General features: G+C 34.1%; 15 protein-coding genes and 1 pseudogene. 9 read left to right on the top strand and 7 right to left on the bottom strand.

Translation table 11 applies throughout. The features are described 5' to 3' along the window. Positions 1-357 precede the first annotated feature (357 nt). Positions 358-1,740, top strand: coding sequence for a phosphoglucosamine mutase (glmM, locus tag IV513_RS01380; RefSeq protein WP_209388725.1), 1,383 nt, complete (start codon positions 358-360; stop codon positions 1,738-1,740). Positions 1,741-1,865: 125 nt separating this feature from the next. Continuing rightward, a complete protein-coding gene (locus tag IV513_RS01375) occupies positions 1,866-3,245 on the top strand; it encodes a tetratricopeptide repeat protein (RefSeq protein WP_209388724.1) in 1,380 nt (459 codons plus the stop codon). 153 nt (positions 3,246-3,398) lie between these two features. Here IV513_RS01375 and rpmA read toward each other — a convergent pair whose 3' ends face one another. The 3 genes and pseudogenes from rpmA to IV513_RS01360 form a co-directional block, all read right to left on the bottom strand. Next, positions 3,399-3,656 (bottom strand): 50S ribosomal protein L27, encoded by a 258-nt coding sequence (rpmA, locus tag IV513_RS01370; RefSeq protein WP_111953703.1) that lies wholly within the window; start codon positions 3,654-3,656, stop codon positions 3,399-3,401. A 41-nt stretch (positions 3,657-3,697) separates the two neighbouring features. Next, a pseudogene (gene rplU, locus IV513_RS01365) lies at positions 3,698-4,069 on the bottom strand (50S ribosomal protein L21); the annotation flags it as partial. Between the two features lie 79 nt (positions 4,070-4,148). Continuing rightward, positions 4,149-5,042, bottom strand: a complete 894-nt coding sequence (locus IV513_RS01360; RefSeq protein WP_209388722.1) for a GLPGLI family protein — start codon at positions 5,040-5,042, stop codon at positions 4,149-4,151. Between the two features lie 80 nt (positions 5,043-5,122). Between IV513_RS01360 and IV513_RS01355 the strand changes: the two genes are divergently transcribed. Continuing rightward, the gene (locus IV513_RS01355) at positions 5,123-6,214 is read left to right on the top strand and encodes an acyltransferase family protein (protein ID WP_209388721.1); all 1,092 of its coding nucleotides are present in this window, start codon (positions 5,123-5,125) and stop codon (positions 6,212-6,214) included. A 32-nt stretch (positions 6,215-6,246) separates the two neighbouring features. Here the strand turns inward: IV513_RS01355 and IV513_RS01350 are convergent, their stop codons facing one another. After that, on the bottom strand, positions 6,247-6,480 hold the full coding sequence (locus IV513_RS01350) for a hypothetical protein (RefSeq protein ID WP_209388720.1): 234 nt from the start codon (positions 6,478-6,480) through the stop codon (positions 6,247-6,249). A gap of 130 nt (positions 6,481-6,610) precedes the next feature. On the opposite strand from IV513_RS01350, the gene IV513_RS01345 reads away from it, so the two are divergent. The 3 genes from IV513_RS01345 (at position 6,611) to IV513_RS01335 (ending at position 9,283) form a co-directional block, all read left to right on the top strand. Then, positions 6,611-7,192 carry a tRNA-(ms[2]io[6]A)-hydroxylase gene (locus IV513_RS01345; RefSeq protein WP_209388719.1) on the top strand — a complete coding sequence of 194 codons (582 nt, stop codon included), beginning with the start codon at positions 6,611-6,613 and terminating at the stop codon, positions 7,190-7,192. Between the two features lie 28 nt (positions 7,193-7,220). Beyond that, complete coding sequence (locus tag IV513_RS01340; protein ID WP_209388766.1) at positions 7,221-7,814, top strand: DUF502 domain-containing protein; 594 nt, start codon at positions 7,221-7,223, stop codon at positions 7,812-7,814. A gap of 92 nt (positions 7,815-7,906) precedes the next feature. Then, positions 7,907-9,283: a tryptophanase gene (locus IV513_RS01335; RefSeq protein ID WP_209388718.1), complete on the top strand. Its 1,377-nt coding sequence runs from the start codon at positions 7,907-7,909 to the stop codon at positions 9,281-9,283. A gap of 90 nt (positions 9,284-9,373) precedes the next feature. Here the strand turns inward: IV513_RS01335 and IV513_RS01330 are convergent, their stop codons facing one another. Then, positions 9,374-10,573 carry a PQQ-dependent sugar dehydrogenase gene (locus tag IV513_RS01330; protein WP_209388717.1) on the bottom strand — a complete coding sequence of 400 codons (1,200 nt, stop codon included), beginning with the start codon at positions 10,571-10,573 and terminating at the stop codon, positions 9,374-9,376. A gap of 163 nt (positions 10,574-10,736) precedes the next feature. Here IV513_RS01330 and IV513_RS01325 point away from each other — a divergent pair, with 163 nt between their 5' ends. The 3 genes from IV513_RS01325 (at position 10,737) to uvrB (ending at position 15,078) form a co-directional block, all read left to right on the top strand. Further along, positions 10,737-11,108, top strand: a complete 372-nt coding sequence (locus tag IV513_RS01325; protein ID WP_209388716.1) for a BlaI/MecI/CopY family transcriptional regulator — start codon at positions 10,737-10,739, stop codon at positions 11,106-11,108. A gap of 2 nt (positions 11,109-11,110) precedes the next feature. Continuing rightward, positions 11,111-12,913: a M56 family metallopeptidase gene (locus IV513_RS01320; RefSeq protein WP_209388715.1), complete on the top strand. Its 1,803-nt coding sequence runs from the start codon at positions 11,111-11,113 to the stop codon at positions 12,911-12,913. 173 nt (positions 12,914-13,086) lie between these two features. Beyond that, the gene (uvrB, locus tag IV513_RS01315; protein ID WP_209388714.1) at positions 13,087-15,078 is read left to right on the top strand and encodes an excinuclease ABC subunit UvrB; all 1,992 of its coding nucleotides are present in this window, start codon (positions 13,087-13,089) and stop codon (positions 15,076-15,078) included. 26 nt (positions 15,079-15,104) lie between these two features. On the opposite strand, the gene IV513_RS01310 is transcribed toward uvrB, so the two are convergent. Together IV513_RS01310 and IV513_RS01305 are read right to left on the bottom strand one after the other, a co-directional pair. After that, positions 15,105-15,731 (bottom strand): aminotransferase class IV, encoded by a 627-nt coding sequence (locus IV513_RS01310; protein WP_209388713.1) that lies wholly within the window; start codon positions 15,729-15,731, stop codon positions 15,105-15,107. Then, a complete protein-coding gene (locus IV513_RS01305; RefSeq protein ID WP_209388712.1) occupies positions 15,715-16,692 on the bottom strand; it encodes an aminodeoxychorismate synthase component I in 978 nt (325 codons plus the stop codon). Before IV513_RS01305 ends, IV513_RS01310 begins: the two co-directional genes overlap by 17 nt. Positions 16,693-16,711 lie beyond the last annotated feature (19 nt).

The following is a 16,711-nucleotide window of genomic DNA, read 5'->3' as shown; positions in this document are numbered from 1 at the left end:
ATTTTCGCATGCTATTCTTTTTACAGAATTCTCCGTAAAAATTTTTCGAGTAAAAAATTCACTTCTAAACGATCAAGTTGTAATAAGAACTGTGGTTGTTCTTAACCTAAAGGTTATGAAAAATCGGCTTAAAAATTAGCTTGAAATAATTTTTATTGTCTGAGATTTTCTAAATTTTATATTCGGTTCCTTTTCTAAGGATGGATTGGATGCATTCTTATTGCGATATATTTCCTGTATGTGTATACATGATGTTATTATTACGGAAATGTAAAGAAAAGAGTAGTGAAGATTTACATTGCAGGTATTTGAGTATCTTTGCAGAAAATTAATTCAATCAAATTAGAATAAACTAAGATGTCATTAATAAAAAGTATTTCAGGTATTCGCGGAACAATTGGAGGTAGAGTAGGAGACAATTTAACACCGCTTGATGTGGTAAAATTTGCTTCCGCTTTTGGGACATGGCTTCAGAATAATAAAAATAAAAAAGATTTAACGCTTATTATCGGACGAGATGCCAGAATTTCAGGTTCTATGGTTAATTCGTTGGTTACCGCAACTTTACAAGGGTTAGGAATTCATGTGACAGATTTGGGGTTATCTACAACACCGACCGTTGAGGTAATGGTTCCCGAGCTGAATGCAGATGGAGGAATTATTTTAACCGCATCTCACAATCCTAAACAATGGAACGCCTTGAAGCTTCTAAACGATAAAGGGGAATTTATTAGCGGAGAAAATGGAGCAGAAGTTTTAGCTTTAGCCGAAAGTGAAGATTTCAACTATGCTGAAGTGGATGATTTAGGGAAATACGAAACAAGAGAAGATGCTTTTGATATTCATATTCAAAAAATTTTAGATTTGCCAATGGTAGATGTAGAAGCTATTAAAGCAAAAAAATATAAAATTGTTCTGGATGCAGTAAATTCTACTGGAGGAATAGCGATACCAATGCTTTTAGATAAATTGGGATGCGAAACTGTAAAATTATATTGCGAACCCAACGGACAGTTTCCTCACAACCCGGAACCTTTGAAAGAACATTTGGGAGATATCTGTGAACTGGTAAAAAAAGAAAAAGCAGATTTTGGAGTTGTGGTAGATCCTGATGTAGACAGATTGGCTTTAATTGATGAAAAAGGAGAAATGTTTGGTGAAGAATATACCTTGGTTGCTGTTGCAGATTATTTACTGAAAAACAAAAAAGGAGTGGCAATTTCTAACCTTTCTTCCAGCCGTGCTTTAAGAGATGTGGCTCATTCGCATCACTCAGAATATTTTGCCAGTGCAGTAGGAGAGGTAAATGTAGTCAACTTAATGAAAGAGAAAAATGCAGTAATCGGAGGCGAAGGAAATGGCGGAATTATTTATCCGGATCTTCATTACGGAAGAGATTCTTTGGTGGGTGTTGCATTATTTCTAACACATTTGGCAAAAGAAAATAAAACTGTTTCTGAGCTCAGAGCAGGATACCCAAGCTATTTTATGGGGAAAAAGAAAATTGAACTTACTCCCGAGATTAATGTAGATGATCTTTTAACTAAAGTGGAAAAAGAATATCAAAATGAAGAGGTTTCTACTGTTGATGGTGTAAAAATAGATTTCGAAAACAATTGGGTTCATTTGAGAAAATCAAATACAGAACCTATTATCAGAATCTACACGGAGGCTAAATCGCAGGAAGAAGCAGATCAGTTAGGTGATGAAATGATAGCCAAAATCAATAGTTTGATTTAAAAAAAATAAAATCTATTTCATCATTTTAAAAATTATTATTATTAAATTTATAGTCATTAAGATTTTCAGAAGCGGGGATTAGAATATCTCATCTCTCAGGTCTTAAATCTTAAAACTCATTTATATTGGAAGAATATTTTGGAAATGAACTTGTAAAAAAGTTCGAAGAAATGATGGAAATCAACGATGAATTCTACTTTGATACAGAAGAGTTAGAAGACATTATTGTTTATTACTTGGAGCTTGGAGACTTCAATTATGCCGATATGGCAGTAAATTACGGTCTTAAGCTTCATCCCAATTCTCTGGACATCAAGATTAAAAAACTTGAAGTGCTTTTGGAATGGGAAGACTTTAACACAGCAAAACAGCTGATAGATGAGCTTAAAGGTTCATCTATGGAAAATACAGATTTTCTGGTTTGTTATGCTAAGTATTATTCAAATTTAGGAAACCCTAAAAAATCTATAGAAATCTGCAAAAAAGCATTGGAACTGGAGGAAGAGCAAAACTTTCTCAACAATTTTATTGCAGACGAATATGTGAATCTTGGAGATCCTTTTAACGCGCTTAAATACTATCAGCAAGCCCTTAAAGAAGATCCTTTGGACGATTACTCTTTAGAAAATATTATGATCTGTTTTAACGATCTTAATAAGAGTGACGAAGCTATTGCTTTTCTGAATGATTACTTAGACGAGTTCTCTTATTCTGAAATGGCTTGGAGTGAATATGGGCAATATTACTTTGTCCGTAAAAATTACGAAGAAGCCATAAAAGCTTTCGATTATATGTTGGCAATAAATTCCGGTTCTGTTGGAGTTTACGCCAGTAAAGCAGCTTGTTACGAAGCGTTAAACCAGTATCAGAAAGCTATTTCTGTGTATGAAGAGATGCTGGAATTAGAATATACCAAAGCGTTCACGTTTTACAAAATAGGATTGTGCTATAAAGCTTTAAAACAGCCTATAATTGCACTTAATTATTTTCAGAAATCTTTAAGAGAAGATCCGCAGTTTTATCTTTCTATGATGGAGCAGTCTTATCTTTATGAAGAAATGGGCGGAATGCCGGAAGCTCTTCATTTTGCAAAAGAAGCTACATTGTTGAATGACGATAACCTCGATTATCAGAAAAGGCTTGCATTTCTCTTTATTGATGCCGGAAAGTTTGAAGAAAGTCTTACCTGTTTAAAAAAATTGGTAGATGCAGAACCGTCCAGATTTTACAATTGGTATGCTTATTCTGAAGTTTTGATGTTGGTAGGAGAATATGAAGAAGCGGTAACTATTTTAGAAAACGCAATAAAATACCATTACCGTGCAGAATTATTCTATCAGCTAAGCAACTGCTACTTCAACTTAAATGAAAAAGATAAAGGAACGAAGTCACTTAAAAAAGCTCTAGACTTAGATCCTACGCTTGTTTCGGATATGCAGAAAAAATATCCTTATATTAAAGATGAGGTAAAGAAAGTAAAATCGAAAGAAAAGAAAAGAGGCTAATTTCAACCAGCCATACAGTAAAAGTCCGGAATTGCTTCCGGACTTTTTTATGAATGTATGTTTATAAAATATTTATAAATTATTTTATCCATCAAAAAAAAACACTGAAAGCAAAGCTTTCAGTGTTTTTTTCGTATAAAACGCCGATTTGGATTAAGCGTTCGGTTCTACAGATACAAAAGATCTGTTGTTTGCTTTCTTTCTGAAAACTACTTTTCCGTCTACTAATGCAAACAAAGTGTGGTCTTTACCTATTCCCACGTTTTCACCTGGGTGGTGTTGTGTACCTCTTTGTCTAATGATGATGTTTCCGGCAATAGCTTCTTGTCCTCCGAAAATCTTCACACCTAATCTTTTAGAGTGAGATTCTCTACCGTTCTTGGAACTACCAACTCCTTTCTTGTGTGCCATTTTATTTTAAGGTTTTTTGGTTTAAATTATTCTGCGCTTTCAGTTGCTTCAGCGTCAGCTTTTTTAGTTGTTTTCTTTGCTGGTTTTTCAGCTTTCTTACCTTCAAATCCTGTAATACCAGTGATTTTGATCTGAGTAAGAGATTGTCTGTGACCGTTTTTCACTTCGTAACCTTTTCTTCTTTTCTTTTTGAAAACGATTACTTTATCAGCTTTTACGTGGTCTAAGATCTCTGCCTCTACAGTGATTCCGTTTACAGCTGGGGCGCCTACAGTGATTGCTCCGTTTACAGTAAGAAGAATTTTATCGAAAGATACTTTTCCTCCTTTATCTCCTTTTAAACGGTTTACAAACAACTTCTGGTCTTGCTCAACTTTGTATTGAAGCCCTGCTATTTCTACAATTGCAAACATTGTCTATAAATTTTTAGTTAATTCGAGGTGCAAATGTAAGGATTTTTTAATCACTAACAATATGATTTTGAGATTTTTTCTATTTTTTGTATAAGTTTAATTCTAGCTGGTTATTATTTGTTTTGAATTTCTCTGCCATAGATTGCTCAAAATACTTAATAATTTCTGCTTTATCTGTAAGTTTTGCCCCTCCTTCTGTGCTAACGGTCATTGTTGTATGAGGGTCTGCAAGATCTAGTTTAATATCTTTCGCAGGATCATTTTTATAGGACAAATACAATTTTTTATATTGGGCAGGGGTAACTTTTACGCCATTAAACTCATGCTTTGCCTCTTTTTCCAAATCCCAAATATAGTTCCAGGAATGGTCGTTTGCAGTTAACTTTCTATTTCCTTTCAGCAAAAACTGATGAGATTTTGTTTTGTCCTGCAGTTTTACAATTAATCCCGGCAAACCATGAAATTTGTAAGGGCCATCTGGAAAAGGCAAATCTTTAGAAAACCAAGCCTCCCAAATTCTTCCTCCAAAACTCAAAGTTGCTTTCTGGCAATTATAATTTTCAATTTTTTGTGTTTCGGGGAGAATGTTCCATTTCAAAATAGGATTTTCCTCAATAATAAGACTTGTTTCCTCAATTTTGGTAAACCAAGTCGTTTTTGTGACAGGATAAGGTTTTTCAACTAAATAAGAGACATTCCAATCTTCCATATTGGTTGAATAACTAATTTCGTTTGGATTGATTTTTCTTTGTTTAATAATAGAATTATTTGCAATAGAATCACTTGTAAATTTTGCCTGACCGTAGAAATAAGATTTTTCAGGAAAAATATCCAGATTTACAAACTCTTTCTTGAGGCTGTCTGTTTTTGTTGAATCTATTTTGAATTGATATTCGTAAATAAAACGGTTTCCCTGCGCCGAAAGATTTAGAAAAGCGAAGAATACCAAAAGGGAGCAAAAATTAAATTTCATTGTTCGTGATTAATTCTCCAAATATAGAAATTAAATCGATTCTCTTTTATTTGTATTTTTGAGAAATATTCCAAATTTAGATGAACAGAGATCTTTACATCGATTTTGCCAAAGGACTTGCCACACTTTCCATTATTTTTATCCATACAGCTTTTTGGTCTGGGCAGTTTTATATTATTCCGGAAATCAGAGTGTTTTCACTGGTATTTGATGTCGCACTTTTCTATGCACTAAGCGGAATTACTTCTGGCTCAAACATAGAAAAAACCTTTTACCGTTTACTGAAATTACAGATCACTTACATGCTTTTTGTAACGCTGCTTTTCTTTTTAGATTATTTCTTTAAAATTTTTGGTTTAACTTTTTTCTCGCTGGATTGGCTTCAGAAGTTTTATTCTACTTTCGGATCAAAATATGCGGCAACAAGCATTTCCACTGTTCCGCAATGGCAGAATTTAGGCAACTGGTATCTTCATGAATATACTAATGCAGACACTTTTCCCGTAGTAATGGGAAGTTTCTGGTATCTGAAAGTCTATTATATTTTAACTGTTTTCGGAGTTTTAATTCTAAGATTTTTCCCTAAACATATCAATTGGTTTATCGGAATTTGCATCGGCTTAACTTTGCTTTTCAATATTTTCCCTGAAATTTATCCTAACGGACAAGTCGGTTACGTTGCATTTTACCTGACGGTTTTTCTGGTTGCCAATAAAATGAGAGGAAAAACAATTCCTACAAAAATGATTCCTCTACTTTATGGTTTGGTTGCAGCAGCATTACTTTGGATGTTTTGGTATTTTGGGAATGATATATTCTATAAAATCAACAAGCAAAAATTTCCACCAAAAATCCCTTATATCATTTGGTCTTTATTTTCTCTTACAACACTTTTTGTGTTTTATAACCGTCTTAAAATTAACAAAGAAAACTTTATAACCTACGTTGGAAAAAACGCCATTTTCTTTTATTTCGGACAGGGAATCAGCTCTTCGCTTGTTTATTTCTTGGTCGTTCCCATGAAAGAATGGATGCCTTGGTGGGTTTTGATGATTCTTATTTATATAATGAATGTCATTTTAGCGTTTATCATTTCGGCTGGTCTGAAGAAATTTGATGATTTTGGCTGGAAGGTTTTGGAATTTCTAAGAAAAAAAACCGCCACAAAATAAGAGGCGGTTATCAATTTTTTTAGACTAAATCTTTAATCTTTACTCGATCTTCCGCCACGTACAAGAACGGCAACCAAAATAATAAAGAGGATTGCTCCTACAATAATGTACACCGGGTTGGCGTACCATTCTTCGGTTTTAGTAGTAGTGGTGGTAACTTCTACTTTAGGAGCTGTTTCCTGAGCGAAAGCAATAACTCCTGAAAAAAGTGTAAAAATGAAAAAAGCAAATTTTTCCAATTTTTTTGTGAATAATGATGTGTTCATTCTTTTGATTTTAGTGTTGATTTAATATAATCTAACATTATGCCATGATTCTTCATAAAATAGGAACGAAAAGCAAATTCTTCTCTAAAGAATATTTATTTTATTTAAATTTACAGAAATTTTTAAAGTCATGTTTAAGCTAAAACTTCCTACCGATCCGAGGTGGGCGAATATTGCAGAGGGAAATCTTCAGGAAATTTTAACCGATCACGCATGGTGCGAGCAAAAAGCAGCAACCAATGCTATCGGACTTATTACCATGCTTCCGGAATATCCAGAGATTGTAACCGAACTTTTGGCAATTGCTCAGGAAGAATTAGAACATTTTAATCAGGTTCATGAGATTATAAAAAAACGGGGTTACACTTTCGGACGCACAAGAAAGGACGATTATGTAAACGAACTGGTTAATTTTATTCAGAAAGGTGGAAACAGAGATACTTTAATTATTGATAAAATGCTTTTTGCTGCGATGATTGAAGCCAGAAGCTGTGAGAGGTTTAAAGTTTTAACCGAAAATATAAAAGACGACGAACTTAAAGAATTTTATAAAGAGCTGATGATTTCTGAAGCCAATCATTATACCACCTTTATCGGGTTTGCGAGACAGCTCGGTGATCCTGAACAGGTGAATAAAAGATGGGAAGAATGGCTGGAATATGAAGCTAAAATCATTCAGTCTTACGGAAATAAAGAAACCATACACGGATAAACAGTTGAAAAAACCAACGTTTGAAAGCATGACCAATCTTTTCCTGAAAAATTTTTTTCAGGGACTTTTAATTATTGGCCCCATCGGGCTTACCATCTATGTCATTTATTTTGTAATTACTTCGATAGACAATATTATACCTTCGGTTGCCAAAGTAATTCCCGGATTGGTTTTTATATCCACCCTACTCGTTACGGCGTTACTGGGTTTTCTTGGAAACAAATTTGTGGTGGGAAGGTTTTTTGTAGATGCGGTAGACCGGATTTTAGAGAAAACTCCGGGTATTAAACATATTTATTCTCCAACAAAAGATGTAATGTCTTCATTTGTGGGAGATAAAAAGAAATTCAGCGATCCTGTTTGGGTAAAAACCAATGAAAATCCGGAAATCTGGAGAATTGGTTTTCTTACTCAGAAGGAAATGGCAGATGTGGATAAACATAATTATGTTGCGGTTTATTTGCCCCATTCTTACGCAATTTCGGGATGGGTAATTGTAACGGAAGAAAAAAACATAAAACCTGTAGTTGGGATGACGGCAGCTTCTGCAATGAAATTTGCGGTAAGTGGCGGTGTTGCAGGTTTTCATTCAGATGAAAATATATTTAAAGCTCCTGAGTAAAGTTCTTTTACCCCTTTAAATACATCTGATGATTTGAAATTCATTTTTCAATTCAATTTTTCTTTTTTTAACAAACTAAAATAAATATCACAATGGAATTACCATATGCAGAGCCTTTTCGTATTAAAATGGTGGAAGAAATCCGCCAGTCTACAAGAGAAGAAAGAGAACAATGGCTGAAAGATGCCAAATTCAATTTATTTAATCTAAAATCTTCCCAGGTTTTTATTGATCTTCTAACCGATTCGGGGACAGGAGCAATGTCTGACAGACAATGGGGAGCATTAATGACAGGAGACGAAAGTTATGCCGGTTCTCGCTCATTCGAACAGCTGCACAATACTGTGCAAAACATTACAGGTTTTAAATATTTATTACCAACACACCAGGGAAGAGCCGCTGAAAATGTTCTGTTTTCTGTTTTGGTAAAAGATGGCGATGTGATCCCAGGAAATTCTCATTTCGATACTACGAAAGGGCATATCGAAATCAGAAAAGCTCATGCAATCGACTGTACGATTGATGAAGCTTTCGACATTAATGATTTACATCCTTTTAAAGGAAATATTAACCTCGAAAAACTGGAGGAAGTTTACAAATCTCATCCCAAAGAGCAAATTCCGTTCTGCTTAATTACTATTACCTGCAATTCTTCAGGAGGACAGCCTGTTTCTCTTGAAAATATGAAAGCTGTGAAAGAACTTTCCGACAGTTATGGGATCCCGGTGTTTTTTGATTCTGCCAGATTTGCAGAAAATGCATATTTCATCAAGAAAAGAGAAATGGGCCAGGAAAACAGAAGCATTAAAGAAATCTGCAAAGAAATGTTTTCTTACGGCGATGGAATGACGATGAGTTCCAAGAAAGACGGGTTGGTAAATATCGGAGGATTTATTGCTTTAAATAACGAAGATGTTTTCAGAAAAGCGTCCAACTTTACGATTATTTATGAAGGGTTCATCACGTATGGCGGAATGGCAGGAAGAGATATGGCTGCTTTGGCAGTTGGGCTGGATGAAGCCACAGAATTTGCGTATCTGGAAAGCAGAATTTCTCAGGTGGAATATCTTGGGAATAAGTTAATTGAATACGGAATTCCTGTTCAGAAACCAATTGGCGGTCATGCTGTATTTATTGATTCTTTAAATTTTCTCCCGAATGTTCCCCGTGAAGAATATCCTGCACAGACTTTAGGTCTTGAAATTTATAAAGAAGCAGGAATCAGAACTGTGGAAATAGGAACTTTATTGGCAGACCGTGATCCTGAAACCAGAGAAAACCGCTATCCAAAATTAGAATTGGTTCGTCTGGCAATTCCGAGAAGAACATACACTAATAACCACATGGATTATATTGCTGCAGCAGTAAAAAATGTATACGAAAGAAGAGATGAAATTTCTAAAGGGTATAACATTACTTGGGAACCTGAAATTTTAAGACATTTTACCGTTCATTTGGAGGAGGCTTAATCTTTCTTTAAGAAAAAAAGTTTCGGGCGGCAAAATCTTCGATTTTGCCGCCCGAACTATATAAGAGTAATTTATTTAGTAATAAAATCATCACTTCTTAGAAATCCTGTACAGTTTTCCACTATCTGTTATTGCATACAAATTTCCATCATTTCCATTCAAAACATCCCGAAATCTTTCTTTTTGATCCAAAAGAAGACGTTCTTCACCCACTACTTTATTATCTTTCAACACAATTCTGTTGATATGTTCTCCACTAAGGCAGCCAATAAATAAATTGTTTTTCCACTCGGCAATATTTCCGGTGTAGAACGCAACTCCGCTTGGTGAAACTACAGGATCCCAGTAATAAACAGGCTGTTCAGTTCCTGCTTTTTGTGTTGTGCCGTTGTTTATTTTAACACCGTTATATTCAATTCCGTATGTTACATCGCCCCAGCCATAATTTTTTCCGGGTTTAATGAGATTGATTTCATCGCCGCCTCTCGGTCCCATTTCGATATCCCACAGTTGTCCTTTTTCATCAAGTGCCAAACCTTGTGGATTTCTGATTCCGAAAGCATAAATTTCAGGTTTATAACCATATTTTCCAATAAAAGGATTTCCGGGAGCAGGTTTTCCGTCTTTGGTGATTTTTAAAATTTTCCCTAAATAATTATCGGTTTTCTGAGCATAAACTCTGGTTTGCTTATCAAATCTTTCGCCTGTGCTTACAAAAAGATTTCCATCTTTATCGAAAACTAAACGGCTTCCGTAATGTTTATCGCCATCATAAGAAGGAGTTGCTCGGAAAATTACTTTTACCTCAGAAATATTTTTCAAATCCGCAGACAGTTTTCCTTTGGCAACAGAAGTTAAATTTCCATCACCATAAGGCTCAGAAAAACTGAAAAATATCGTGTTATTGGTATTAAAATCAGGATCGAGAGCAACATCCAGCATTCCGCCCTGTCCTTTTGAATCTACTTTTTGGAAACCTTCAATTTTGGTTATATTTTTGCCATCCGCAGAAACAACATTCATAAAACCTGTTTTTTCTGTAATTAAAAATCTCCCGTCGGGAAGATTAATAATTCCCCAAGGTCTTCCTAAAGAACGATTTATAATTTCAACCTGATACGGAGTAGTTGTTTTTATTTGTGTAATTCGGGTTTGTCCTGCAAAAGCCGGTTTGTAATTGGTATTGGGTTTTTCTTCTCTTGCAGAAGGTTCACTGGGTTTTCCTTTTCCCTGACACGAAACCAAAGTGGTTGCCGAAGCGAATATAAGTGGTAAAAATACTTTTTTCATATATTAATTTTATTTGGTTGAAATGTTTTATAATTGAGTATTGTGCTGATTATAAGATAGGTTTCAATTTTCGATATGTTTTAAAATGGAAAAATAATGCCATAAAAGTTTGCTCAGTTATAATTTAATTCTACATTTGTAGAGTGTATTTAAAACTTGTAGAATGAATGAGATTAAACTTACCAATTCCGAAAAAACTTTGATGGAAATTTTATGGGCAAAAGAAAAAGCTTTCATGAAAGATATTTTGGATGCTTATGATGAACCAAAGCCGGCCACTACAACTGTTGCAACACTTTTAAAAAGAATGCAGAATAAAGATTTGGTGGGATTTAAAGTTTATGGGAATTCCCGTGAATATTTCCCAAAAGTAGCAAAAACCGAATACTTTAAAGAAGAAATGACTTCTATGATTGACCGTTTTTTCAACAGTTCTGTGACGCAGTTTGCTTCGTTTTTCACTTCCAATTCAAAACTGACGCAGAAACAGCTGAAAGAACTCAGAAATATTATAGATAAAGAAATAAAAGATTAGCAATGCTTATTATCCTATTTAAAATAATTCTTTGTTCAGGAATTTTGTTAGGTTTATATTATTTATTTCTGGCAAAAGAAAAGACATTTACATTTAACAGATTTTACTTAATTACTGCTTTAGTTTTTTCGTTGAGCATTCCGTTTTTTACGATAGAAACCCGACAGATTAAAGAAGAAATTCCGGAAACTGTTTTTGTCGGAGAAATTGAACAGCCAATTTTACAAGCTCAAGTTATTGAACAAGAAAGTTTTAATTATAATGAAATTCTTATCATAGTTTACTTTGTCATTACAGGAATGTTACTTTTAAAAACAACATATTCAGTTTTAAAAATCAAAAAGTTAAAAGGCAGAAAAATCACCTATCAAAACAGAAATGTCTTTTTACTTGAAAAAGATTTGGCTCCCTTCAGCTTTTGGAACACAATCTATCTTTCTGAAAATTATTTTGAAGATTCAAAAATTGATAATGCAATTTTCCTACATGAGGAAATTCACATTAAACAAAAACATTCTTTAGATATTCTATTTATCGAAGTTTTAAAAGCCATTTTTTGGTTTAATCCATTCTTTTATTTCTTTAAAAAAGCGATGGTTAATAATCATGAATTTATCGCTGATGAAAGTGTAATTGTACAAAGTAAAAACGTGAAAAATTATCAGGAACTCATCTTACAAGAGATTATAAAACAACAAAATTTAGATTTAATACACCAATTTAATTTTAATAATACCAAAAAAAGATTTATTATGATGACAAAAAAGAATTCAAAATTTGCGAAAGCAAAAATGCTTTTGGTAATTCCAGCCTTAGCGATTGCTGGGTTTGTTTTTGCTGAGAAAACCTACAAAACAAATGATGTAAAAGCAAACACGCAGAAAAAAGACATCGTTTCTCTACTTGTTTCTGACGATCCTCTTGTTCAATACAACTATATCATTAAGAAATATGGTAATCTTTTGGAACAGAAAAAATATGCCGAGTTTGAAAAAGCCGTGAGCTTACCAGATAGAGAAAAACTTAAAGAGCTTTATTTTCAACTTACAAAAGAACAAAAAGAAAGTACTCCTTTACTTTTCATAAATAGTCCCAAAAAACTTGCGAAAACCAAAGTGACACAAACTGAGATTAACGATTTTATGAACTCAAAAAAATACGGTTTGTGGATTGATGGTAAAAAAACTAAAAATCAAGAGCTTAAAAACTTTAAACCTGAAGATTTTTCGAATCACTTCATCAGCAAAAGATATCCAAATGCTATCAGCAAACAAAATCCGGAACCATTTCAGCTTAACATGATGACCAATTCTTATTTTCAGGATTATTTGAAGCAAAAAGAAAAAGTATTTATGGCTTTTAAGGCAAAAGCATTCATTAATGGAAAAGATACTATTCCTGTAAAAAGAAATATTGAAGCCAAAAACAATTTGTCTAATTCTGAAAATAAGAATGTACAAGATGTTGCCTATGGAGAAGCCGCTGATCTTACACCAGCAGAATTTCCAGGTGGAGCAAGTAAATTAAGAAGTTTGGTTGCTGCCAATTTTGATAGTTCGATAATGAACGGTGATGAAGGCACTTTAAAATCAACAATTACTTTTATTGTAGACGAAAACGGTAAAGTAAGAGATATTAAAACATTAGGTGAAAGCGAAAAATTCAACAATGAAGCATACAGAGTTACAAAACTAACAAATCAAAATGTAATGTGGAAACCTGCTATAAAAGATGGTAAAGCCGTTGCTTATCAATATAAAATGCCACTAACCATGAAGTTTGAAACATTTAAGAAAACACAATAAGAAATATTATTTCGGATAAATATTTTATAACCGTAAAGCTGTTGCTTTGCGGTTTTTTTATATTTTTTCATTTGATGCTTTTAGAAATTTCTCATGATTTAAGAAGTTTTTAAACAAAAAAAATTATGATCTCATTCTACTTCCCGACATATTTTATTTCCTAAATTTGTTACATGCAATTCAAACTTCAATCAGAATATCAACCAACCGGAGATCAGCCATCTGCTATCGAAAAGCTAACACAAGGGGTAGAAATTGGTGAGAAATACCAAACCCTTTTAGGAGTTACCGGATCGGGAAAAACCTTTACCGTTGCCAATGTGGTGAATAATGTACAGAAACCTACTTTGGTTCTCGCTCATAATAAAACTTTGGCAGCTCAGCTATTTATGGAGTTTAAAGAATTCTTTCCCGAGAACGCTGTGGAGTATTTTGTAAGTTACTACGATTATTATCAGCCCGAAGCTTACATTGCAAGTTCTGGAACTTATATAGAAAAAGATTTAAGCATCAACGAAGAAGTCGAAAAGCTAAGACTTTCGGCAACTGCCAGTTTGCTTTCAGGGAGAAGAGATGTTTTAATTGTGGCTTCGGTTTCATGTATTTACGGGATTGGGAATCCTACAGAATTTCATAAGTCTCTTATTTCGCTTGAAATAGGAGAGAAAACAACAAGAACTTCGTTGCTTCATTCGTTGGTGAATGCATTGTATTCCCGAACGTTGGGCGATTTTCAGAGAGGAACCTTCAGAGTGAAGGGAGATGTTGTAGATGTTTTTCCGGCGTATGCAGATAATGGAGTTAGAATTCAGTTTTTTGGAGATGAAATAGAGAAAATTCAAAGCTTTGACCCTGTTTCCGGGAATGTAACTTCAAGTTTTGAGCAAATTCAGATATATCCGGCAAATCTCTTTGTGACCTCAAAAGATACTTTGAATGGTGCTATAAGAAGCATTCAGGATGATTTGGTAAAACAAGTTGATTTTTTCTCTGAGATTGAAAAACCTTTGGAAGCTAAAAGGCTTCAGGAGCGTACCGAACTCGATCTTGAAATGATTAAAGAATTAGGTTATTGCTCCGGAATTGAAAATTATTCGCGTTATCTGGATGGCAGACTTCCCGGATCGCGACCATTTTGCCTTTTAGATTACTTCCCAAAAGATTTTCTGATGGTGATTGATGAAAGCCACGTTACCGTTCCGCAGGTTCACGCCATGTACGGAGGCGACAGAAGCCGTAAAGAAGCGTTGGTGGAATACGGATTTCGACTTCCCGCTGCAATGGATAACCGTCCATTGAAGTTTGAAGAATTTGAAGCCATTCAGAATCAGGTAATCTATGTTTCGGCAACTCCCGCAGACTATGAATTAGAAAAAACAGGCGGAGAATATATTGAGCAGATTATCCGCCCTACCGGACTTTTAGATCCGATTATAGAAATTCGTCCAACCATCAATCAGATTGATGATTTAATGGAGGAAATCCGAAAACGTGCCGAGATAGACGAACGTGTTTTGGTAACAACCCTAACGAAAAAAATGGCGGAAGAACTTACCAAATATTTCACAAAATTCGGAATCCGAACAAGATATATTCATTCTGATGTGGAAACATTGGAGCGTATTCAGATTATGCAGGATCTTCGATTAGGTTTGTTTGATGTTTTAATTGGTGTAAATTTATTGAGAGAAGGTTTAGATTTGCCCGAAGTTTCTTTAGTGGCTATTTTGGATGCCGATAAAGAAGGAATGCTTAGAAGCCGAAGATCCATGATTCAAACAGTGGGGCGTGCCGCAAGAAATGTAAACGGTAGAGCAATTATGTATGCCGACAAAATTACTAAATCTATGCAGAATACTTTGGATGAAACCGAGTATCGCCGTACAAAACAAATGGCTTACAACGAAGAGCATGGTAAAGTTCCTACCGCTTTAAATAAAAAAATCTCCGAAAATCTTGTGGGAAGAAGCAAAGATTTCCCGGACGAAAAATATACCCAAAAAGAAATTGTACAGAAAGTTGCCGAAACAAAAGCCAATTACTCTTCTGAAGATGTAGAGAAAATAATTCTGCAGAAACAGAAAGAAATGGAAGCGGCTGCAAAAAATTTAGACTTCATAAAAGCGGCTAAATTAAGAGATGAAATTGCTGCTTTAAAAGGATAGTTGTGCAAATGATTATTTAGATTACCTTAATAATCTAAATAATCATTATTGCCGGGAAGATTGTTTATTTTGTGGATGGGATATATAAAAGTATCATCAAAATCATTCAGAGCATTAATAAGCTGAAAATGAGAAAACTCCTTAATATTTTGTAAAGTAATTTCCATTTCCTTGATTTTTTTCTTTTTAAGAAGGTTCTGTCTTTGAACGCCGTTAAGAAGATAAGTTGAAGGGGTAAACCACTCTTTTCCTTTCAGAAAGAGAAGATTAGAAAATGAAGTATCTGTGATGTGGTTGTTCTTTACAATAATGATTTCCTCGGCTTTTGCCATCATCTTCATTTTTTCGAGTTCTTTTCTGTCCTCAAATTTGAAAGAATAATCATAACTGTTGTTTTCAACCAATTGAAAATCATGAATTTCCGGAATAGCATAAGGAATCATCATGGTTCGGAAGCGTTTGTCTAAATCATAAGTGATCTTCAGTTTATACAGACCGTCTTCATCATGATTCAGGTTTTTAAAGATTTTTTCTAAATCAATAGAACCTTCCTTACCAAAATGGGCAAAGGTTTGGTTTACACGTTTTTGGTGAAGTTCTAACAGGAAAATTTCCTGATCTTCTATCTTAATACTTTCAATGAATTGGAACATAAATCTTATTTTTCATTTCCTGATACTCGTCTTCTAATTTGCTCATGTGGGTAATTCCACCGCCACTTTTAAAATAAAGTGTATTGTTTTCTTTTTCTATAAATCTTATCATCACACAGCTGTCGAGATTTTCGCCATCAAACCAACCGCAGATGCCCGTATAAAAACCTCTTTCAAAGCCTTCTGCATGAAGAATAATATCCCTCGTTTTGGGTTTTGGCGCTCCCAGAATAGAACCCGCAGGTAAAATTTGCTGCATGATAGAGCCTATTTTCCCTACAAATTCCGGCTTTATTTTTCCTGAAATTTCAGAACTCATCGCAAAAAGATTTTTTTGATGGGTTTTCAGAAAGTCAATATACTGAAATTTGTCTACCATAACATCGTCTGCAACAATACTTAAATCATTTCTCAGAAGATCTACAACCGTGTAATGTTCAGCTTTTTCTTTTTGATCATTTTTTAGGACTTCAGCTGCATTTTTTATGGAAGCATCAATAGTTCCTTTCATCGGATAGGTAGAAATTTTACCGTCGATAATCTTTACAAAAGTTTCAGGAGAAAAAAACACAAAAAAATCCGGATAAAGAACTTTATATTTTGCTCTGGAATGGTAAAAAATTTCTTCTAGACTCAGATTGGTTTCAATTTTTGTTTTTCTGGTGTAATTGGTAAGATAAGAATTGCCTAAATGGATGTTCTCCTGTACATAATCAAATCCTTTTTTAAAATCTTCCAACGTTTCCGGATAAGATTTTAAAAAAGGAACTTTATCTAAATCTTCTGCGCAATTGGTGTTAGAAAATCCCTGAAAATCAATGAGTAAACCTTTTTGTGTGATTTCGTTTTCCTGATAAATTTCAACATGATTTCCAGAAAAGTCAATGATGAAGAAAAAAGGAACTTTCTGAAGAGAAAGTTCATCCATTTCCAAAAATTTTTGAGTATTTGCCGAAAACATTCTGCAAAAGTAGTTATTG

The sequence above is a fragment of the Chryseobacterium sp. RR2-3-20 genome (genome assembly GCF_017808115.1).
Classification (GTDB): domain Bacteria; phylum Bacteroidota; class Bacteroidia; order Flavobacteriales; family Weeksellaceae; genus Chryseobacterium; species Chryseobacterium oryzae.
Note: the sequence above shows the minus strand (reverse complement) of the source record. Positions and strands in the feature narration are given on the sequence as shown.